Genomic DNA, 20,682 nt, shown 5'->3' on the forward strand with positions numbered 1-20,682 from the left:
CTATTTGTAGCCTACATTTTTTTCAAATTCCTTAAGTCTTTTATATACACTTCTTAGCTCTGTTATCATAGTCCAATTAAGTATAAAAACGCTAAAAGAAGTTCTTACATTATCAAAGGCTGAATTCATTTGCATAACTATCCCAAGTCCTACTACACCGCTAAACAAAGACGGAGCTACTATCAAAAAGGGCAGTATAACAAGGCTTTGTTCAAACATTATCAGCCAGATATTAAAATACCCATAATGCAAAAATAGCCTTTTGTAATTTGTCGTTATCCCTGTGAAAAGCTCAAGTATGCTTTTATCAGAAGCGTATTTTGACCTATTATCTTCAGCATAGACTAGTTCTTTTCTAAAGGCAGCCTCTGCTTTTTGGTTGTTGTATTCAAGTCCGGGCAGCTTTATACCCACAAACCACGATATAAGCAAACCTCCAAGCGATACAAAAAGAGCAAGATAAACTAAAAAGCCGTCTATGTGCTTTAAAAAGCTAAATACATTCTCATCGCTAATGCTATTAAACAAGGCTTTTGATATAGGGTCGCTAAGCGTATAAAGTATAGGCAAAAAAGCTAGTAAGGTCATAAAGGCTTTAAAAATTTTAATACCCAAATCCTCCACAAGCTTTGAAAAACGGTAGCAGTCTTCTTGGATTCTTTGCGAACTTCCTTCTATATTGTCATCTTTTTCTTTCCAAAATTTAATATACTCAAAAGTCATAGCCTCACGCCATTTAAGTGCGTATAAACTCGCTATATACACACTTAAAGCGTATATCAAAACATACGGCAAAGCTATACTTAAAAAAACCATAACAAGATGATAAAAGCTTATCATTCCATAAGCACTATGCCCTTTGACATTTCTACTTCCGGTGAAAAATTCTAGTGAGTTTTGATATATATAAACAGAGGCTTTATTTATGAAATTTGCTTCATTAAATTCTTTTTGTGCAAGGGCTGAGTTGTTTGCGTCCTTTACGTTTTGTAAAAATTCTTCTTTTGAAATTTCAGCCTTAGGAGCTTGTAAAATATCATAAAAATCTCTATACCATTCATTTAAGGCAACCGTTAAGGCTATTTGAGTGTATATAAAAAGTATTAAAACAGCTAATACACCATAAGCATAAATGGCAAATTTTTTATTTAGATAAAAAGATTTAAACATATAAAACTCCAAAAAACACATAATTCTAGCAGATAAAGCTAAACGATATTAAATATCATAAATTTTAATTGTTACTTTTAAAATAAAAATCAATAAAACACAGCAAAAAATACCTTATTTTCTAATATTTTTGCTAAAATATATCTATATAAGGAAAGGACTATGAAAGAGATTGTATTAAAAGATGATGCTCTGATTACATCAAAGACAGATTTAAAAGGTTTTATAACTTACGCAAATGATGATTTTGCTAGGTATTCGGGTTATTCTTTAAAAGAATGCTTATATAAGAATCACAATATAGTCCGCCATAAAGATATGCCAAAAACTGTCTTTAAATGCCTTTGGGATTACATACAAGAAGGAAAAGAAATTTTTGCCTTTGTTAAAAATTTAGCCAAAAATGGCGATTTTTACTGGGTTTTTGCAAATGTTACTCCGTCTTTTAATGATAAAAATGAAATTATAAATTATTATTCAGTTAGAAGAAAACCAAATAGCAAAGCCATATCCACTGTAGAAGATCTTTATTCTATTTTATTAAAAGAAGAGAAAAATGGCTTAGAATCCGGAGTAAATAAACTTTTAGAAGTTGTAAATTCATATAATATGTCTTACAATCAATTAATGATGCATTTACAAGAACAATAGTAAAAATATTTATCATTTTATGTTATACTTTAAATCTTTGAAATGGGGGGGGGGGAATTTACGTTTTGAATTTTATTATACTTATTGCTATTTTGGGCTTTATAGCCTCTTTCTTCTTACCATTTTATGTTTCAAGCGTTTGTTTTGTTTTGCTTTTAATCTTAGCCTTATATCTTATTTATAAACAGAAAGCACAAAGGGATATTTTGAAAAAAATTCATCTTTTATCAAAAGAGCTTAAAGAAGGAAATTTTGACGGCAGGATTATATATACTAATGAACCGGGTAAAGAATTAGCTGATATTTCAGATAATATCAACAATACCTTAGATGAGTTAGAAGCTTATTTAAGGGAGATAAACACCTCTATAAACTGTTCTCAAACTGGGGAATTTTACCGCAAAGCTTTGCCTCAAGGACTAAAAGGTATTTTTGCTAACAATATAAAATTTATAAACAAAGCTTTAGAAAATATAGAAAAAACTTCAAAAGATATATTTAAAAATGCACTTTCAAGAACGCTTATGAATTTAAGCTTAGGCAATCAAAACAAAGACTTATCGCGTATTTCATCATCTTTAAATTCTGATATAAACACTATGAAAAATGTTTATACTGTTGTTAAAGAAATTTCTAAGGATACAGACAAAAGTGCTAAAGATGTAGCCTCGCTTAAAGATGTGCTTGTTTCTTTAGCTTCGGTTGCAAATTCTAGCAAGGACGCAGTTTCTGTTTTCGTGCAAAATTCTCAAAGCATAAGCTCTATAGTATCATCTATAAAGGATATAGCAGATCAGACAAATTTACTCGCACTAAATGCAGCTATCGAAGCAGCAAGAGCGGGAGAGCATGGACGCGGTTTTGCGGTGGTTGCCGATGAAGTTAGAGTTTTAGCAGAAAGGGTTGAAAAAGCAACGGCTGAAATTTCAGTAGCTATGAATACCATACTTCAAGAGATTAATACCATACAAAATGGTAGCGAACAGGTGTTTAATATAGCAAGCGATTCAGAAGATAAGATAGAAAATTTAAGCAAGACCTTTGAAATCTTTTCTACAAGCTCAATATCTCTTTCAAATTCCTTTGAAGAGCTTGCAAAAAGGCTGATATTATCCGTTGTGAAAATAGATCATATACTTTATAAATCAGATATATATCTAAGCCTAAATTCCGGCGATGAAAAGCAGTTTTCTGCAAACTCTCTTTCTAAGATAATGGAAGATGAAAATCTTAGCAAGGTTGTTTTTAACTTTATCTCAAAAGATGAGTTAGAGCTAAATTCTAAGGCTATACAAGAAAGCGCACAAAAGGCTTTAGAGCTTTCAAGGCAGTATATAGATAAAAAAACACACGATGAGATTATCCAAAGTGTTGAAAATTTGGAGGATATATCTCATAAAATGCTTACTAAATTAAAATAAGGACAAAAATGCAAGAAATAAAACTAAGAGACGATACTTTAATAACATCAAAAACAAATTTAAAAGGCGATATAAGTTACGCAAATCACGATTTTTTAAAATACGCAGGATACGATCATATAAAAGATGTGCTTAACAAACCGCATAACATAGTCCGCCATAAAGATATGCCAAAGACTGTTTTTAAGTATTTATGGGAATATATGAAAAATGGCGATGAAATTTTTGCCTTTGTTAAAAATTTAGCCAAAAATGGCGATTTTTACTGGGTTTTTGCAAATGTTACTCCGTCAAAAGACGCAAATGGTAATGTTATCGGGTATTATTCTGTGCGTAGGAGACCAAATGAAAAAGCTTTGGCTATCATAAAAGAGCTTTATGCCAAGCTTTTAGAACTCGAACAAAAAGAGGGCGTAAATAAAGCCTGTGAAATGCTTGATGAGTATTGTAAAGGTCAAGGCAAAACTTATAACGAACTCATTTTTTCTCTGCAATCAATGTAAAAAAAACGCTTTCAAGTCCTAGCTTGAAAGCAAAACTTCTTTTAGCTAAAAACAGTTTTTTCTTTTTTTAAACAGCTTTTCTTAAATTCACTAAATTTTTTCTAAAAATTGGAACACTTCTTGCTTTTACTTTCTCAAATAAAAATGCAATATTTCATAAAGGATTTACTATGATGAAATCACTTTGGTCTGGTGTCTCTGGTCTTAGAGTTCATCAAACAGGTATGGATGTTGAAGGTAATAACATAGCAAATGTTAATACCTATGGTTTTAAGTATTCTCGTGTTAATTACAACACTTCATTTTCTCAAACTATGGCTATAGCTACTGGACCCGTTGGTAATCTCGGTGGTCAAAATGCTATGCAGGTTGGATTAGGTGTTAGTGCAAATTCTACTATGCGTGTGCATTCTCAAGGCTCTATATCAGGAACAGATAGAAATTATGATGTGGCTATAGAGGGAGCTGGGTATTTTTTGGTTTCAAATAACGGAGGTAGGACTCAGTATCTTACAAGAGACGGTTCTTTTAATGTCGATGCGGCTGGAAATTTCGTTACAACAAATGGCTATGTAGTTCAAGGCTGGAATATGAATCCAAGAACAGGAGAGGTAGATACTTCTTTACCAGCTACAAATTTGCAATGGGATCAAGATATGACTATACCGGCAAATCCTAGTTCAGAGCTTTGGTTAAATGGAACTTTAAATAGTGGTTATCAAGGCTTAAGTGCTAATGAAGTACGTTCTATATACAGTCTTGATTCAGTTCATGGTTTTAATGCTAAAACAGGCGTGGAAGCAAATGAAAACAATAATGCTACAAATCAATTCTACACAACTTCAGATAACGCCCTAGAATTAACTGAAAAAGGCGTTGATATGGCTGGTATCTTTGTAAATAATGGAGATAAGACATATGATAGTTTAAATATAAGAGAGGGACAAGGCTTTTGGGTAAGCTTTGCTGATGCGACTTATTCTACAGGGGATACTTTTGGTGCAGCTGCTGCTCCAGTATTTGATATAAATAATCAACAAAATCAACTTGGTGCTCTCTACTGGGGAAATATTCCGGGGCAACCTGTAACTCTTGATATCACTATAAACGGAGTTCGTATAAGAAACGATCAAATCACAAGTCTTGATCAAGCAGTTCAGTTTATAAATACCTTTACAAGCCCTACAGATACAAGAGAAGGCACAGGCGTAAGAGCAGTTGCTAAACAAGATGGTTCAGGTATAGACTTCATAAACACAAACAATGAGGGTGAAACTGATAATATGAAAAATATCAGACTAACAGTAAATGAAGCCAATTCTGCTGGTGAAAGACACAGAATAGAGTGGGACGCAGCAGGCCAAACTTTTAATGTTGTAAACATAACTAACGGTAATGTTGCTGGAGGAACAACAAACTCAAACTGGATAGCAGGAAATGAAGGAGCAGCAGGTACTGGTTTAACAAGAACAGTGCAAGTAATCACAGCTCATAAATACACTTACAGCTCTTCAGCTCCAGCTCTTACTGAGATGTATAACCCAGACTCTGGCATAGCCTTTGCTGGAACTTCAGGTGGTGTCTTAGGTGATGGAACACAAGTTTTAGATGATCCAGCCGAGGAAGCTTACAGACAAGCTTTACAAGGTGGGCTTTTAAATAATCAAGCAAGAGTTTTTAGGACTACTGAAGACTTAAGAGAGCTTTTGCAAAGAGATGCAAGATATGGTGTGGATTATGACGGATCCGGTATAAATGGGACTCAAAACGGCTTTTCAATAGCAGATGTAAATCAAAGCGTAACAGTAACAGTTGATGAAAATGGATCTTTTGTCCTTTCAAATCCTGATTCAGTAAGTGATATACCTGCGGGTGTTATATCTAACGGCGGTGTCGCTCCTGCTGTAACTGATCTTCCTCCTATAAGCATGAGCATAAACATAAGTGCTTTTTTAGATGAAGCAAATTTAATCTCTACAAATGACGCTTTAGCAGGACTTTTTGAGGGTTGGTCTGGCTCTATGACTGTTGGTTCAAATAATAAATACAGTGAAGAAGCTAAACTAGCTAATTTAGGCACAAATTTAACTGTTATTGACTCTCTTGGTTCAAGCCATCAAATTCACGTTGAATGGACTAAGATAAGCACCACTGTAGACGGTGGTAATGAATGGCAAATGGTAATAAGAGTTGAAGAGCCAGCTACCATAAATACTACTGGAGTTGGACCTGATAATATCATAGTGGGAAGTATAAGATTTGGAAGTGATGGATCCTTAATATCTTATGATCCAAGAACGATAAATTTCAGTGCAAATAACGGTTCTGCACCAAATCAACAAATCAGACTAAATTTAGGTGCTTCAGGCGGTTATAATGGACTTGTAAGTAATGATCAAACTTCAGCAGTAACAGGTAACTACACAGATGGATATATAGCAGGAACTCTTTTAAAGGGTATGGACAACACAAGGATAGATCAACAAGGAAACATAATAGCTTCTTTTAGTAATGCTCTTTCAATGGTTGTCGGTAAGATAGCTATGGGAACTGTCGTAAATGATGCAGGGCTTGAAGATATAGGCGGAAATATGTATAAAAAGACTGCAAACAGTGGAGAAATAACAGTCGGAGTATCAGGCACAGGCGGTCGTGGAAATATGCGTTCAGCTAGTGTAGAGATGTCAAACGCTGACTTGTCGCTTTCTTTAACAAACTTAATAGTCATACAAAGAGGCTATCAAGCGAATTCAAAAACCATAAGCACAAGCGATCAAATGCTTAACACCTTACTTCAGTTGAAGCAGTAATTTTAAGCTCGAAATTTTTAAGAAAATTTCGAGCTTTTTTGAGCTTTTGGAACCTTTTTTGCTTTTATAAAATAGGGCTTTAGAAGCTTTTGACGAAATGCAAACTCTAGGTTTAGGGTTTGCACCTTTTCTCTTGCAATACAAGTCTATCGCGGTAGTTTTGTATGCCAGAGGACTTGACCTTCAATCTATTGCGAACTCGCTCTTTTTGGGCGGGTTGCAATTTTTTTGTGTTTTTTTAGCTCTTGCATCGGATCGATGCTCCTTTTTAATTAACCCTAACCTAACTTATCTGTGCAAGGGCTAAAAAAGCTTAGTTAATGCAAAATTTTGATATAATTTCTCATTTTATTTTGGGGATTTACAATGTCTTTTTTATTTACTGATGTAAGGTTTTTAAGAACTTTTGTCTTGCTTTTTATTATGAATGGAATTTGCGTAAGCTTTTCTATGTTTTTTAGCTATGCAAAGCATTTTGATTTGTATTGGTTTTATTCTTTTTTATACAGGGAAGTATTTTTCATACTTACTTGCTCTATGCTTTTGTTTTTGATTTATCATTTAAGATTAAAAATTTTGCAAAATACACTTTTAGCCATTCTTACCTTGCTTACCTTTGCCCTTTTTGTTGTGGATATATTTTTGATTTATAATTTCAAATCAAATTTAAGCTCTTATTTGCTTAGTGTAGCCATTGATTCTAGTCGCAGAGAAAGTGTTGAGTTTTTGCATAATTATATGAGTTTTGAGCTTATTTTTATTTACTTAGCCCTTATTTGTCTTTTTATCTTTATCTTTGTGAAACTTAAGAGCTTTAAACCAAATAAAAAGATAGTAAATTCGCTTTTTGTTTTCTTTCTTTTTTCTATAATACTTATACATGTTTTTAGACTTCGTCCCGTTGATGAAAGGTGGAGCGATTTGCTTTATAATGCTTATGCTTCTTATGATCAAGCCTTAATTAGTTTAGCTTCCTTAAAAGAAGCACAGGGCTTGGGTGCTAATTTTGATGAGATCGCTAAGGATTTTTCAAGCAAGATAAATGCTGTAAATGATGAAAAAAAGATAAAAAATATAGTTTTAGTTATAGGTGAATCAGCACAAAGAAATTATATGCAAATTTATGGCTATGACTTAAATAGCACTCCAAAACTTAGCCAAAGGCTAAGCAAAGAGCCCGAAAATACCTTTGTCTTTAAAGATGTAATCTCATCTTATGTAACAACTCATAAATCCTTATCTCAAGTGCTTACCTTTGCAAATCAAGACAATAAACAAGAATGGCATAAAAGCTTTAATGTGATGGATTTTTTTAATATCATATCTTATGATACCTACATTCTTTCAAATCAAGAAAGTTACGGCTTTTTCTCGGTATCAATAACAAGTATATTAAGTAGAGCCTTAAATCCTATCTTTTTAAATAAAACTGATAAATTTGATAATGTAAGCCTTGATGAAGTTATCTTAAAAAATTTAACAAAACTTAAAAAGGATAAGGCTTCTTTTTACGCCTTTCATCTTTTAGGCTCTCACGCTACATATTACAAAAGATACCCAAAAGAATTTGATGTATTTTCTGCAAATTCTATAAACGGGGGGGGGCATTGTAAGACTGTGAAATCACAGTATCTAAACTCCATACTTTATACAGATTTTATTCTTGATGAAATCATAAAATACTTTGAAAATGAAGATACAATTCTCATATATATAAGCGATCACGCAGAAGAAGTTTGCGATAAGGGCGAGTTTTTCGGACATATACCAAATCAAATATCTAAATTTATGCTAGAAATTCCTTTTGTAGTCTATGTAAGCGATACTTTTAAGCAAAAGCATAAAGATCTTTATTTGCGTATTAAAAATGCTGATAAATCAGTGCCTTATATGATAGATGATTTAATGCATACTTTGATAGATTTAAGTGGCGTAAAATTTGAGGGTTTTGAGCAAGAAAGAAGCATATTTAGCGATGATGATAGCTTTTTAAGGCAAAGAAAAAGACTAGTTGGCGATAAGTATATTGATTATGATAAAGAACTTAGGCATTGAAAGTCTTAATTTTTATCTTTATATCAGCAAAATTTTATTAATATACGCCTATGAGAAATATCGTTTTTCATCAAGTCGGAGCTTTGGGGGATTTGTTTGTTTGCTTTAAGGCTTTGTATGCTTTGAAAATGCTTTTTAAAGATGATAAACTTATACTCTTTACAAAGGGATATGATAAAGAATTTTTAAGAGGATTAAGCTTTATAGATGAGTGCTATTTTTATGAGGACTTTGAGGAGCTTAAAAAGCTTAAAGCGGATATTTTTATAAGCGAACAGCCTTCAAATAGATTTGCAAAATACTTAAAAAAATTTAAGATAAAAAAAATCATACTACACCCTTCTTTTGTATCTTTCTTTTCTTTTAAGCTTACTTGCCCTTTTCCTTACTTAAAATTTAGATACAGAGTTAGCGACAGACTTTTAAAGCTTATTTATTTGGTAGATAAAAAACATTTTAGAAAAAATATAAAAAATGTAGATTTTTCAAAGCTTAAAAACTGTTTGCCACTTGATGAGGTGCAAAGCCTTGAATTTTTTGCAGAATTAAAAGGCTTTAAAAAGATAGTAGGCATAAATGCCTTTTCTTTTACCTGCGAAAGAAAGGGCGATAATTTTTCTCATAGACAGTGGTTTGAGCTGGCAGAAAAACTTTCAAAAAGATATAAAAACTTTTGTTTCGTGCTTTTAAACTATAAATACAACTGCTTACAATACAACATAAATCAAAGCGAAAACTTAAAAGTCTTTGTAAATAATGGCGGTATAGCCTCTCTTACTTCTTTTCAAAAAAGGCTTGATTATCTCATATCCATAGATACTTCAAATGTCCATCTTTGCGATATTTTGCAAGTGCCAAGCTTTGTTTTTATGCCATTAAGAGCTTATAAGGCTTATCAAAATGCTACTTATGGGGGGGGGCTTTTATACCATAGCTTTGTAGTGCCTATTGCGTGGCAAATTTTTTATAAATATTTTATGACAAAATTTGAAAAAGAACTTAATAAAAAATTAAGTATCTTAGAAAAAATTAAGGCTTAGGCATTGATAAAATCTAAATTTATTTAAATTTTATCAAGCCAAAAGTCTTTAAAATATCTTGCTACCTAAATTTTCATTTATAGAATCTGCTAACTCACGCACTTTTTGTGCTGTTTCTTTTGTATTAATAGCAACTGTTGTTGTGTTTTGGTTATTTTGCTCTAAATTTTGCATAGAGGTATTTATTTGCTCTATGCCGTCTGTTTGTTTGCTTATGGAAGATATGGTTTCATCTATGCTTTGAGTTAGCACAGAGATATTTGCTGAAATTTGAGAAAGCGAATTTTGAGTTTTTTCAGCCAAACTTCTCACTTCATCGGCAACCACCGCAAAACCGCGTCCGTGTTCTCCCGCCCTTGCTGCTTCAATAGCCGCATTTAGTGCAAGCAAATTTGTTTGTTCTGCTATGTCTTGTATCACAGATACCACATTTTTAATGCTCTCACTTTGTGCTAAAACATCTTTTGACCTATCATTTATATCTTGTATAGCAGCGTAAATTTGCTCTATATTTTGGGTGTTTTGCTTTAATTCCTCTAAATTTTGCGAGCTAGAATTACTTAAACTTTGAACCTCTTCATTTAAAGTATCAGAATTTTTTTCAAGCTGTTTAGCCATATCATAGGAATTTTTTAGCATACTTTGAATTTCTTTTCCAAGCGAATTTAAACTAAGCTCAAATTCAGCCTTTGCGTCTGGCAAAATCTTTGTGAAATCAAAAATTTTATAAGAATTTATTAGTTTTGAAATTTCATTTAGATTAGAACCTATCTTTGTTTGAAGCTTGTCTAAGGTAGAGTTAAAAAGCGTGATAAGCTCGTTGATCTGTGCGTTTGCTCCATTTTTGATTATCCTTTTTGTAAGATCTCCTTCTTGCACGTCTTTTAAAATTTCTCCTACATTTTTTATGGCTTGGTCATCTTTGTTTATTTGCTCTTGTATTTCTTTTGTATTTTGATTTATCAAAATAGCCATTTTTCCAAATCTATCCTTGCTTTTTATGTCTATATCTTTCACAAAAGAGCTTTCTTTTCTTAAGAATTTAAAGAAATTTTCAAGACCGTTTGCTAGGGTATAAATGGAACTTGCAAAATTTCTAACTATCCAAAAGGCAATAGGAAAGGATACGATTAAATATATAATTATCCCAAATATAGATACTTTTAAAAGCTCTGCATCAAATTTAGAATCTATGTTTTGAGTAGTTTTGTGTATATCATCTACATATACTCCCGTGCCTATAAAAGCATTACTTATGCCTTCAAGTTTTGTTGCGTAAGATATTTTTGGAGTGTCTATAAGCTCATTTTCTACTTTTTTTGGCCAAACATATCTTACAAAACCTCCGCCATTATCAGCTTGTTTTTTAAGCTCCCTTACCAGATAAACTCCGTTGCTATCCTTATGATCGTAAAAATCTTTGCCTATATTTTGCTGGGCATAGTGAGGATAAGCAATGGCTGTGTGTTCTTTATATACAAAAAAATACCCGCTTTCATCATCTTCAAAAGTTACTTTTTGTAACAATTCATTAACAATTCTTTCTTTTTCTTTTTCATCTTGCACGTCTTTTATGCGTGAGTGTATAAGCTTTGCAACTGATTGAGTTTGATTGTAAAGATTCTTTTCTATGCTTATTTCTAGGTTATTTCTCGTAAGAGTATGAACCTCTTTGCTTAGATTGTAGTAAAGCATAAAAATAATAAACACATTAAGTATAAAAAAAGAGATAATTAAAACGAAAAGTTTGTGTTCTAGTTTCATATTTCTAAACATAATAAACTCCTTTGTGTTGGTCTTTATTTATATTATAAAATTTATCATTTTAAAACCGCTTTATTTTTATAAAATTTAAGCATAGTGATTTTTATTGTGTAAATAAGTAACATTTAAACAAAGAAGATTTTATATTTGTTTTTTTATAAAAATTAAAGGTGAAAATATATAAACTAAATAGTATTTTATTAGCGAAGGGAGATTATTATGGCTAATGAATGGATACAGGTTTATGACCCGTTTTCAAATATTTTTGTCTCGGCACTTATAGCATTTTTACCAATACTTTGTTTTTTGTTATGTTTGCTTGTGCTTAAAATGAAAGCGTATGTTGCAGGTTTTGTAACTGTTATCATAGCTTCTGTAGTTGCAGTTTTTGCTTACGGTATGCCTTTTCCTCTTGTGGGAGCGTCTTTCGTGCAAGGTTTTGTTAATGGAATTTGGCCTATAGCTTGGATTATTATAGCTGCTATTTTTCTTTACAAGCTTTCTGTTAAATCTGGCTCTTTTGAGATAATTAGACAAAGTGTTATGTCTATAACTCCGGATCATAGAATTCAAGTTATTTTGATAGGTTTTTGTTTTGGTTCTTTTCTTGAAGGAGCTATTGGTTTTGGAGGACCTGTTGCTATAACTGCTGCCTTGCTCGTTGGTCTTGGACTTAAACCTCTTTATGCGGCTGGACTTTGTTTGATAGCAAATACCGCACCCGTTGCTTTTGGAGCGGTTGGAATTCCGATAATAGCTATGTCAAATTTGGTTGGTGTTGAGCAACTTCAAGTTTCAGCTATGACAGGTCGTATGCTAGTTCCTTTAAGTTTTACTGTTCCATTCTTTATAGTGTTTTTAATGGACGGCTTTAAAGGTTTAAAAGAAACTTTTCCTGCTATCCTTGTGGCTGCTTTAAGTTTCACTCTTACTCAATTTTACAGTTCAAATCACTTAGGAGCGGAACTTCCTGACATTGTTTCTGCAGTTGTATCTCTACTTTGCACCACTATATTTTTAAAATTTTGGTCTCCTAAAAATATATTTAGACTTGATGATGAGAAAGATTTCTCTAACAAAAACAACCTAGATGCTTTTTCTATATTCAAAGCTTGGTTACCTTTTTTACTTTTAATATTATGTATAATCATTTGGACTCAACCTTGGTTTAAAGCTTTCTTTGACAAAGGCGGGATATTTGCTTATACTCAAGTAAAAATTTCTTTCTCAAATTTAGAAGGAGCTATATTAGATCAGAATTTAAAAAATATAGACCTTGGCTTACCTATACATTTTGTTGGTTTTCAAGCAGGAACAGCTATCTTAGTCGCTGCACTTTTAAGCATTTTATTTTTAAGGATAAAAGTAGAGCAAGTAAGCGATAGTTTCTGGGAAACATTAAAAGAAATGTTTATACCTTGTGTTACCATAGGTCTTGTTGTATCTTTTGCTTTTATATCAAAAAATAGCGGAATGAGCACCACTCTTGGTTTGGCATTCGCACAAACAGGTCAAGCATTTGCATTCTTTAGCCCGGTTATTGGCTGGATAGGCGTTTTCTTAACAGGTTCTGATACAAGTTCGAATTTATTATTTGGAACTCTTCAACAAGTTACAGCTAGAGAACTTGGCGTAGGAGAAGCTTTATTTTTAGCAGCAAATTCAGTTGGTGGCGTCGTAGGTAAGATGATAAGCCCTCAAAGTATAGCTATTGCTTGTGCTGCGGTTGGACTTGTTGGACGAGAATCTGACTTGCTTAAATTTACTCTTAAATACTCCATAGGCTTTATAGTTATAATAGCGATTTGGACAGCTGTTATAGCCTTCTTTATACCGGGTATCATACCTGATATTGTGCCTTTACAAAAGGGTTAAGCTATGAAAAAAGTGTATTTTTACGCTACTTGTTTAGGTTCTGCTTGCTTGCAAGAAACTGTTTTAAATGCCATAAAACTTCTACGTCTTTTTGATGTAGAAGTAATTTTTAAAAAAAATCAAACTTGTTGTGCCCAGCCATCTTTTAATACAGGTTATTTTAAGGAAAGCAAAACAGTTGCTATGTATAATGCAGAGCTTTTTGATGAGGATTATCCTATAGTAGTTCCTAGCGGTTCTTGTGCTGGTATGATGAGCCACGATTATTTAGAGCTTTTTAAAGAAGATAAAGATTATGAAAAAATAAAGGCTTTTAGTTCTAGAGTTATAGAGCTTTCCCAGTATCTAAATAATGTTTTAAATGTAAATTTAGAAGATAAAGGAGAGCCTTTAAAGGTAACTTGGCATTCAAACTGCCACGCTTTGAGAGTGCAAAATAGCATAGAATCTTCAAAAGCCCTTATAAACAAGCTTAAAAATGTTGAGCTTGTTTCTTTGGAATTTGAAGAGGAATGTTGCGGCTTTGGCGGAACTTTTTGTGTGAAAGAGCCAGAAATTTCAAATGCTATGGCAAGAGCAAAAATAGATGATATACAAAAAACAGGAGCTAAGGTTGTAGTAAGCGGAGATGGCGGCTGTTTATTAAACATTAGCGGGACTATGAGTAAAATGAATTTGGATATAAAAGGAATTCATCTTTATGATTTCTTGTTTAAAAGATTGAACGGAGAAGCTATATGAGTATGCAAAAAGTTCCACACGAACAAATCGTAAATGAAAAACTAAATGATACTCAAATGAGGCAAAATCTCTCAAACGCTATGCATACACTGCAAAAAAACAGATTAAATGTTATAAAAGATAGATTTGTTGATTGGCAGGGTTTGAGATTTAAGGCTAAAAATGCTAAAAATAATGCCCTTATGAGCTTAAAAGAAAGATTATTAGAATTTGAAGCAAATGCTACTAAAAATGGAATAAACGTGCATTGGGCAAATTCTAGCGATGAGGCTTGCGAGATAATTTATGAGCTAATGATACAAAAAAATATCAAAAAAATCCTCAAAGGCAAATCTATGGCTTCAGAGGAGATAGAGCTTAATCACTATCTTGAGAAAAAAGGCATACAAGCGATAGAGACTGATTTAGGAGAGCTTATACTTCAGCTAAACGGCGAAACTCCGGTTCATATAGTTGTCCCAGCCATACACAAAAATCGTTACGAAATAGGTGAAATTTTTAAAGAAAAACTAAATGTCCCCTTAGAACACGAGATAGAAAAATTAAACTCAATAGCTAGAAAGCATTTAAGAGACGAATTTGAAGGCTTGAAAATGGGGCTTAGCGGAGTAAATTTTGCTATGTCTAAGGAAGGTGCTATTTGGCTTATAGAAAATGAGGGCAATGGTAGAATGTGCACCACTGCACCAGATATACACGTAGCAATATGTGGCATAGAAAAGGTTATGCAAAGCTTTGAAGATGCTGCTACTATGGTTTCTTTGCTTACACCTTCCGCTACAGGACAGTTTATCCCAACTTATAATAATATCATCACAGGACCAAGGAAAAATGGTGATTTAGACGGACCAAAAGAAGTGCATATAGTCTTGTTTAATCATCACAGAAGCGATATGTTGGCAAATGAAGATTATTATGAAGCTTTAAGATGTATAAGATGTGGTGCTTGTATGAATTTTTGTCCAGTTTATGATAAGATAGGAGGGCATACATACCAAACAACGTATCCAGGACCAATAGGAGAGGTAATAAGCCCAAATATTTTCGGTATAGATAATACGGGCGATATATTAAGCTTTTGTTCTCTTTGTGGTAGGTGTTCTGAAGTATGCCCTGTAAAAATTCCTCTTGCTGATTTAATAAGAAAATTAAGAAGAAATAAAATAGGGCAGGGGCAAAATCCTCCTTTAGGTTCTAAGCATTTAAAGCATAGCAAAATGGAAAATTTTGTATTTAAAAATTACGAAAAAATGGCTACTAATGGTGCTTTGTGGAGGTTTTTTCTTTCTAAAACACATATGTTTAATTCTTTATTGCATAGTCTTGCTAATTCCTTGCCTGTGCTTAAGAAATGGAGTAAATTTAAGGATTTGCCTCAAATTAAGATAAATCTTTACAAAGAGCTTGAAAATATGGAAGGGATTAGATATGAGTAGGATAGAAGATATAAGCAAAAAAAGTAAAGATGAAATTCTAAAATCCTTAGACAATGCTTATAGGATAAAAAATTTTCAGCATTCAAACAGCATAGATCCTGTAGAACATATACAAAGTAGCGGTAATGCCATAGAAGAGCTTAAGGCTAAAATGTCGGCTAATAAATACATAGTAGAAGAGAGTTCTAAGGATAGACTAGAAGAAAAAATAAATGAAATAGTCTCTAAGTATGGCTATAAAAAGATGATTTATGGAACAGGCTTGGGCTTAGACTTAGGCAAGATTAATGCTGATGAAAAAATTTGCTTTGATAAAGAAATAGAAAATTTAAGGCAAGATGTTTTTCATAGCGATTTTTCCGTCGTTAATGCTAAATACGGAGTTAGCTCTCACGGCGTTGCTTTGCTTACCTCATCAAAAGAACAACCTAGAATGTTATCTTTAGCCCCTATGCTTTGTATAGTTTTGCTTAAAAAAGAAAATGTGGTAAAAAGTCTTAGCGAGGCTTTAAATTTGGTAAAAAAAGAAAGTGAAATTTTACCAAGCAATATACTTTTCGTAGCAGGACCATCAAGAACAGCGGATATAGAGTTAATAACCGTGTTTGGTGTGCATGGCTCACAACAAGTTCATATAGTGCTTTACTAAAAAAGGCGGATTTTTCCGCCTTAGATTATTCTTTCAAGCTTTTCATATCTATAACATAGCGAAATTTAGCTTTTCCACTTGTTAGATTGTCGTAAGCTTCGTCTATTTGATTTACTGTTATTAATTCTGTTTCAGGGTATATTTTATTTTGTAAAGAAAAGTCAAGCATTTCTTGGGTTTCTTTCATACCACCTATCAATGAACCATAAACCTTTTTATGTGCGTTGAATATAAGTCCGGCTGTTCCTATTTTTGGCTCTACTTCTGTTGGAGGTAGTCCAACTATCCCCATTTCTCCACCTAATTTTAAAAGTTTTAGATACTGTGTTATATCGTAAGGTGTAGGTATTGTAGAAAGTATCATATCAAATCTTTCTTTTACTACCGCAGTATCTGTCGTATCATAAAGCTTTGTTACGCCCATTTGTAAGGCTTCTTTTTCCTTATTTTTGTTTCTAGCAAAAACATAAACTTCAGCCCCCATTTTTATGGCGTATTTTACAGCCATCATTCCAAGCCCACCAAATCCAGCAACAGCTACCTTATCTCCGCTTTTTACTTTGCTAAATTTTAATGGTGCATATGTGGTTATACCAGCACAAAGCAAGGGTGCTACTTTTTCAAGAGGTGCATCTTTAGGAACTGTTACTGCAAAATCTTCGCTTACTACTATATTATTTGAGTATCCACCGTATGTTGGCTCATTGTTATGATGATAATCAAGGCAGTCGTAAGTTGCAACCATACCCTTTTCACAATACTGCTCATTGCTTATTTTGCAAGCTTCGCATTCCCCGCAAGAATTTACCATACAGCCAACTCCAGCATAATCACCAACTTTAAATTTTTTCACCTTTTCACCTACAGCTATGACTTTACCAGCTATTTCGTGTCCGGGAACCATAGGATAAATTCCCTCGTGCCATTCACTTCTAGCTGAGTGTATATCGCTATGACAAATTCCAGCATAAAGAATTTCTATAAGTATATCCCTTTCTCCAAGTGCGTGGCGAGTGAAGTTAAATATCTTAAATTTAGAACTCTTGCTATCTACCGCAAAGCCTGTAGCTGAAATTCTAGCCTTGTTTTTTACTTCTTCTAATTGTTTTTGCACGTGTTCTCCTTTATGTAAATTTAATGTAATTATAAAACATTAGACCTACTATAAGTCAATAGATAAAACAAAAATTATTTACTTTTATAAAGTATAAATTAAGAAAAAAATTAAAGGAAAAGCTATGAAAAGCGTATTGCTTATAAATGGTAGCAAGAAATTTGGCAATAGCGAGGGCAGACTTAGTCAGACCTTACAGCAAGTAGCAAAAGAGACTTTGCAAACTCTTGGGCTAAAAGTTTTAGAAACGTATATTGACAAGGGTTATGAGATAGATTCTGAAGTGCAAAAACTACTAGACTGTGATGCGTGGATATATCAAATGCCCGGCTGGTGGATGGGTGAGCCTTGGATTGTGAAAAAATATATCGATGAGGTATATCTAGCTGCAGCTGGAAAATTCTTCACAAGCGATGGACGACATAGTGATAATCCAACTAAAAATTACGGCACAGGAGGGCTTTTGCAAGATAAAAGATATATGTTTTCTCTCACTTGGAATGCACCGTTAGAAGCTTTCACAGATAAAAATGAGTTTTTTGGTGGTGTGGGTGTAGATGGTGTGTATTTGCATTTGCATAAAGCTCATGAATTTATGGGTATGAAAGCCCTGCCTACATTTATCTGTAATGATGTGGTCAAAAATCCTCAAGTAGAAAAATACAAGGCTGATTATAAGGCACATTTGCAAAAAATGTTTTAAAAGTATATGTATCCCTCTTTAAGAGTTTAAAAAGCACAAAAAATCTTTTAAAGATATTTTGTGCTTAAATAAATAAGCTCTTAAAAGTGGTGGAATGTTAGCCTTTCTAAAAAGCTCTCTGTCTTTTTTTGGGATTTTTTCAGACCTTTCATACAAAAAAAGCAAGGCTTTGTTTTGAATGTAACAAATCCCAAGCTTATGACTTATAACACAGTCTCCTTTTAAAGCCTCTTTTCTTTGTTTTGCACTAAGCACAAAGCCTAATTTTTTCGCATTTTTAGCTATAACAGATTCTTTTATATCGCACAGTAAAATGCCATTAAATTCTTTCTCCTCGCAAGGATATAAATTGTTAATATCTTTTTGCAAATAAGCAAAGGTGTTTTTTACGCCTGTATGAAATTCACTTACAAAAGGTTTTGCAAAATACTTTCTTATTCTGTTTCTAAAATACTTTTCATCATAATTGCTCTCATCTTTAAAAAAAGATATATTTTCTCTTTTTAAAAAATCTAAAATTTCATCTTTGCAAGTATCTAGCATAGGTCTTAATAAAATGTATTGTTTTCTCTTGCTTATATAATTAAAATCGCACAGTTCTAAAAGTCCAGCCCCTTTGCTAAGCTGCATCAAAAACCATTCAAATTTGTCATTTAAATTGTGTGCTAAGATTAAGTTTTCATAAGTATATTTTTCGCAAAGTTCGTCAAAAAAACCATATCTAAAATCTCTAGCATTTTTTTCAAAATTTGAATCAAAAAAGGGCGCTTTCTTGCAAAAAAAATTTTTTGAAAATTTGTTTGCTAATTTCCTAGCTTCAGATTCTTCTATGTCGCTATTTTTCCTTGTGCCGTAATTTACAAATGCTATATCAAAACTAATCCCCTCTTTTTCTAAGAGAAAAAATAAGGCACTTGAATCGCTTCCGTAAGAAAAGGCTAATAAATTCTTTTTGCCTTTCATTTCATCTAAACATATTTTGTTTAACATATCTTTCTTATAGCTCTTGCTAGTAGTTTTTTATCGAAAGTATCTATAATTTCACACTCATACAGCTTCCCACTTTTAAGCTTACCACAAAGACTTTCGTTTATGAGAATTTCTCCGTCTATATCCCTATCCCACCTCATATCTTTTGCACCATAAAAAAAATTACCCTCGCTAGAAACACCATTTACAAAGGCTTTTACTGTTTTGTTGAGTTCTTTTTTAAGGCTTTTTTCTATGCTTTCATCTACTATTTTTTCTATTATTTTAAGCCTTGAATTTATTATTTTAAATGGTATTTGCTCCATTTTAAAAGCGGCTGTGTCCTCTTCTTTAGAATAAGAAAAAATGCTTATCCTATCAAAGTCAAATTTTTTTATAAAATCACACAATTCATCAAAATCCTTATCACTTTCTCCAGGATGTCCTACTATAAAAGCTGTTCTTAAAAAACTATCTTTTGCCTCTCTCATCAAAGACAATATCTCTTTTAATTGTTTTTTGTCAGTATTTCTACGCATTATTTTTAGCATATTATCGCTTATGTGCTGAAGCGGCATATCAAAATAATTTACAAATTTTTTAGAGTTTATTATTTTTTCTACAAGCTTGATGCTAAGCGAATTTGGATAAAGGTATAAAATTCTAGCACAAATTAAATCATCTATTTTTTCCACCTCATCTATAAGCTTTAAAAGCCCATCTTTAAAGCCTTTATCGTAAAGATACGATGAGCTATCTTGAGCTATAAAAGAAATATCAACAAAACCTTTGCTAACAAGTTTTTTAACCTCATCTACCACGCTTTTTATACTTCTTGATTTTAATCTACCTTTAAAGCTAGGTATGGCACAAAAAGCACAGTTTTGATTGCAGCCTTCTGAAATTTTTACAAAAGCGTGAAAATTTGAACCACTTATAATCCTATCGCTATCACCGTTTTGCAGATATGTAGAAGAGGAAAACAAAGAGCTTTTTTTAAGTATCATTTCATCTATCTTATCATAATCTGCAACCCCTGTAAAAACATCAACTTCTGGTAATTCTTTCATAAGTTCATCTTTATATCTTTGTATCAGACAGCCAGTTACTGCTAAAAGTGAATTTTTCTTTCTTAAACTATGAAGCTCTAGTATGGTATTTATGCTTTCTTTCTTTGCACTATTTATAAAACCACAAGTATTTACTATCAAAACATCAGCTTCACTAGGCTCATCGCATAATTCATAATCTTTTAAACGACCAAGCATTATTTCACTATCTACTAAATTTTTATTGCAACCTAGGGAATGTAAGTAAAGTTTTGCCATTTTCATTACTCTTTTTTTGATAAAATAAAATTTTAATTATATCAAAAAAACAATAAAAGGAAAACACAGTGACAGCTTACGTGCATATAGGGACAGGAAAAACTGGTACCAGCACCTTACAGGCATTTTTTGATAAAAATCAAGAAAGTTTAAAGCATAAAAAACTTGTATATCCTAGTTCTAGGCTAGAAGTTCATAAACATGTATTTTTAGATTATATGGTAGTGAGAGAGTGTAAAAAAGCTTTTTAGAAAAGGAAAAATTGATATTAGAATTAAAAAAAGATCTTAGAGAAAATAAAGACAAATCCTTTATTTTTTCAAGTGAAGATGTGTTTTGGTGGCATAAAGATGTAGATAAGACAGCTCTCGCTTTGAAAGAATTTTTCACAGAAGTAGGTTTTGATGATATAAAAATAATCGTATATATAAGATCTCAAGCCGATCTTTTTCT

At 32.6% G+C, this 20,682-nt stretch carries 17 protein-coding genes and 1 pseudogene; 13 read left to right on the forward strand and 5 right to left on the reverse strand.

Translation table 11 applies throughout. The features are described from left to right. Window positions 1–1,170, reverse strand: a complete 1,170-nt coding sequence (locus Q0J35_RS07625) for a putative transporter (RefSeq protein ID WP_297195111.1) — start codon at window positions 1,168–1,170, stop codon at window positions 1–3. A gap of 162 nt (window positions 1,171–1,332) precedes the next feature. On the opposite strand from Q0J35_RS07625, the gene Q0J35_RS07630 reads away from it, so the two are divergent. The 6 genes from Q0J35_RS07630 to Q0J35_RS07655 all read left to right on the forward strand — a co-directional run bounded on the left by Q0J35_RS07630 (window position 1,333) and on the right by Q0J35_RS07655 (window position 9,650). After that, on the forward strand, window positions 1,333–1,821 hold the full coding sequence (locus Q0J35_RS07630) for a PAS domain-containing protein (protein WP_297195113.1): 489 nt from the start codon (window positions 1,333–1,335) through the stop codon (window positions 1,819–1,821). 56 nt (window positions 1,822–1,877) lie between these two features. Continuing rightward, window positions 1,878–3,242, forward strand: a complete 1,365-nt coding sequence (locus Q0J35_RS07635; RefSeq protein ID WP_297195144.1) for a methyl-accepting chemotaxis protein — start codon at window positions 1,878–1,880, stop codon at window positions 3,240–3,242. 8 nt (window positions 3,243–3,250) lie between these two features. Further along, window positions 3,251–3,745 (forward strand): PAS domain-containing protein, encoded by a 495-nt coding sequence (locus tag Q0J35_RS07640; protein ID WP_297195115.1) that lies wholly within the window; start codon window positions 3,251–3,253, stop codon window positions 3,743–3,745. 170 nt (window positions 3,746–3,915) lie between these two features. Then, window positions 3,916–6,555, forward strand: coding sequence for a flagellar hook protein FlgE (gene flgE / locus Q0J35_RS07645; protein ID WP_297195117.1), 2,640 nt, complete (start codon window positions 3,916–3,918; stop codon window positions 6,553–6,555). Window positions 6,556–6,921: 366 nt separating this feature from the next. Then, window positions 6,922–8,610, forward strand: a complete 1,689-nt coding sequence (locus Q0J35_RS07650) for a sulfatase-like hydrolase/transferase (protein ID WP_297195119.1) — start codon at window positions 6,922–6,924, stop codon at window positions 8,608–8,610. 50 nt (window positions 8,611–8,660) lie between these two features. Then, the gene (locus tag Q0J35_RS07655; RefSeq protein WP_297195121.1) at window positions 8,661–9,650 is read left to right on the forward strand and encodes a hypothetical protein; all 990 of its coding nucleotides are present in this window, start codon (window positions 8,661–8,663) and stop codon (window positions 9,648–9,650) included. A gap of 48 nt (window positions 9,651–9,698) precedes the next feature. Here Q0J35_RS07655 and Q0J35_RS07660 read toward each other — a convergent pair whose 3' ends face one another. Continuing rightward, on the reverse strand, window positions 9,699–11,426 hold the full coding sequence (locus Q0J35_RS07660; RefSeq protein ID WP_297195123.1) for a methyl-accepting chemotaxis protein: 1,728 nt from the start codon (window positions 11,424–11,426) through the stop codon (window positions 9,699–9,701). A gap of 207 nt (window positions 11,427–11,633) precedes the next feature. On the opposite strand from Q0J35_RS07660, the gene Q0J35_RS07665 reads away from it, so the two are divergent. Genes Q0J35_RS07665 through Q0J35_RS07680 form a run of 4 tightly spaced genes read left to right on the forward strand, consistent with a single transcriptional unit; the run spans window position 11,634 to window position 16,115 of the window. Further along, on the forward strand, window positions 11,634–13,289 hold the full coding sequence (locus Q0J35_RS07665) for an L-lactate permease (protein WP_297195125.1): 1,656 nt from the start codon (window positions 11,634–11,636) through the stop codon (window positions 13,287–13,289). 3 nt (window positions 13,290–13,292) lie between these two features. Next, entirely contained in the window at window positions 13,293–14,030 is a 738-nt protein-coding gene (locus tag Q0J35_RS07670) for a (Fe-S)-binding protein (protein WP_297195127.1), read from the forward strand. Window positions 14,031–14,032: 2 nt separating this feature from the next. Continuing rightward, window positions 14,033–15,466 carry a LutB/LldF family L-lactate oxidation iron-sulfur protein gene (locus Q0J35_RS07675; RefSeq protein WP_297195129.1) on the forward strand — a complete coding sequence of 478 codons (1,434 nt, stop codon included), beginning with the start codon at window positions 14,033–14,035 and terminating at the stop codon, window positions 15,464–15,466. Continuing rightward, window positions 15,459–16,115 carry a lactate utilization protein C gene (locus Q0J35_RS07680; RefSeq protein WP_297195131.1) on the forward strand — a complete coding sequence of 219 codons (657 nt, stop codon included), beginning with the start codon at window positions 15,459–15,461 and terminating at the stop codon, window positions 16,113–16,115. The genes Q0J35_RS07675 and Q0J35_RS07680 overlap by 8 nt, the downstream gene beginning before the upstream one ends. A gap of 25 nt (window positions 16,116–16,140) precedes the next feature. Here Q0J35_RS07680 and Q0J35_RS07685 read toward each other — a convergent pair whose 3' ends face one another. Next, window positions 16,141–17,229, reverse strand: a complete 1,089-nt coding sequence (locus Q0J35_RS07685; RefSeq protein WP_297195133.1) for an NAD(P)-dependent alcohol dehydrogenase — start codon at window positions 17,227–17,229, stop codon at window positions 16,141–16,143. Between the two features lie 124 nt (window positions 17,230–17,353). On the opposite strand from Q0J35_RS07685, the gene Q0J35_RS07690 reads away from it, so the two are divergent. After that, the gene (locus Q0J35_RS07690; RefSeq protein WP_297195135.1) at window positions 17,354–17,932 is read left to right on the forward strand and encodes an NAD(P)H-dependent oxidoreductase; all 579 of its coding nucleotides are present in this window, start codon (window positions 17,354–17,356) and stop codon (window positions 17,930–17,932) included. A gap of 18 nt (window positions 17,933–17,950) precedes the next feature. On the opposite strand, the gene tilS is transcribed toward Q0J35_RS07690, so the two are convergent. Beyond that, window positions 17,951–18,922 (reverse strand): tRNA lysidine(34) synthetase TilS, encoded by a 972-nt coding sequence (gene tilS, locus Q0J35_RS07695; RefSeq protein ID WP_297195137.1) that lies wholly within the window; start codon window positions 18,920–18,922, stop codon window positions 17,951–17,953. After that, entirely contained in the window at window positions 18,916–20,229 is a 1,314-nt protein-coding gene (gene rimO / locus Q0J35_RS07700) for a 30S ribosomal protein S12 methylthiotransferase RimO (RefSeq protein WP_297195139.1), read from the reverse strand. Before rimO ends, tilS begins: the two co-directional genes overlap by 7 nt. A gap of 68 nt (window positions 20,230–20,297) precedes the next feature. On the opposite strand from rimO, the gene Q0J35_RS07705 reads away from it, so the two are divergent. Further along, window positions 20,298–20,480, forward strand: coding sequence for a hypothetical protein (locus Q0J35_RS07705; protein WP_297195142.1), 183 nt, complete (start codon window positions 20,298–20,300; stop codon window positions 20,478–20,480). A gap of 11 nt (window positions 20,481–20,491) precedes the next feature. Further along, window positions 20,492–20,682: pseudogene (locus tag Q0J35_RS07710) on the forward strand (hypothetical protein); the annotation flags it as partial.

This window comes from uncultured Campylobacter sp. (assembly GCF_944323605.1).
Taxonomy (GTDB): Bacteria; Campylobacterota; Campylobacteria; order Campylobacterales; family Campylobacteraceae; genus Campylobacter_D.

Bases quoted from the DNA above. Each gene is read 5' to 3' on its own strand.
- Q0J35_RS07625 (WP_297195111.1), bottom strand. From the start codon at position 1,170: ATGTTTAAATCTTTTTATCTAAATAAAAAATTTGCCATTTATGCTTAT.
- Q0J35_RS07630 (WP_297195113.1), top strand. From the start codon at position 1,333: ATGAAAGAGATTGTATTAAAAGATGATGCTCTGATTACATCAAAGACA.
- Q0J35_RS07640 (WP_297195115.1), top strand. From the start codon at position 3,251: ATGCAAGAAATAAAACTAAGAGACGATACTTTAATAACATCAAAAACA.
- flgE (WP_297195117.1), top strand. From the start codon at position 3,916: ATGATGAAATCACTTTGGTCTGGTGTCTCTGGTCTTAGAGTTCATCAA.
- Q0J35_RS07650 (WP_297195119.1), top strand. From the start codon at position 6,922: ATGTCTTTTTTATTTACTGATGTAAGGTTTTTAAGAACTTTTGTCTTG.
- Q0J35_RS07655 (WP_297195121.1), top strand. From the start codon at position 8,661: ATGAGAAATATCGTTTTTCATCAAGTCGGAGCTTTGGGGGATTTGTTT.
- Q0J35_RS07660 (WP_297195123.1), bottom strand. From the start codon at position 11,426: ATGTTTAGAAATATGAAACTAGAACACAAACTTTTCGTTTTAATTATC.
- Q0J35_RS07665 (WP_297195125.1), top strand. From the start codon at position 11,634: ATGGCTAATGAATGGATACAGGTTTATGACCCGTTTTCAAATATTTTT.
- Q0J35_RS07670 (WP_297195127.1), top strand. From the start codon at position 13,293: ATGAAAAAAGTGTATTTTTACGCTACTTGTTTAGGTTCTGCTTGCTTG.
- Q0J35_RS07675 (WP_297195129.1), top strand. From the start codon at position 14,033: ATGCAAAAAGTTCCACACGAACAAATCGTAAATGAAAAACTAAATGAT.
- Q0J35_RS07680 (WP_297195131.1), top strand. From the start codon at position 15,459: ATGAGTAGGATAGAAGATATAAGCAAAAAAAGTAAAGATGAAATTCTA.
- Q0J35_RS07690 (WP_297195135.1), top strand. From the start codon at position 17,354: ATGAAAAGCGTATTGCTTATAAATGGTAGCAAGAAATTTGGCAATAGC.
- tilS (WP_297195137.1), bottom strand. From the start codon at position 18,922: ATGTTAAACAAAATATGTTTAGATGAAATGAAAGGCAAAAAGAATTTA.
- rimO (WP_297195139.1), bottom strand. From the start codon at position 20,229: ATGGCAAAACTTTACTTACATTCCCTAGGTTGCAATAAAAATTTAGTA.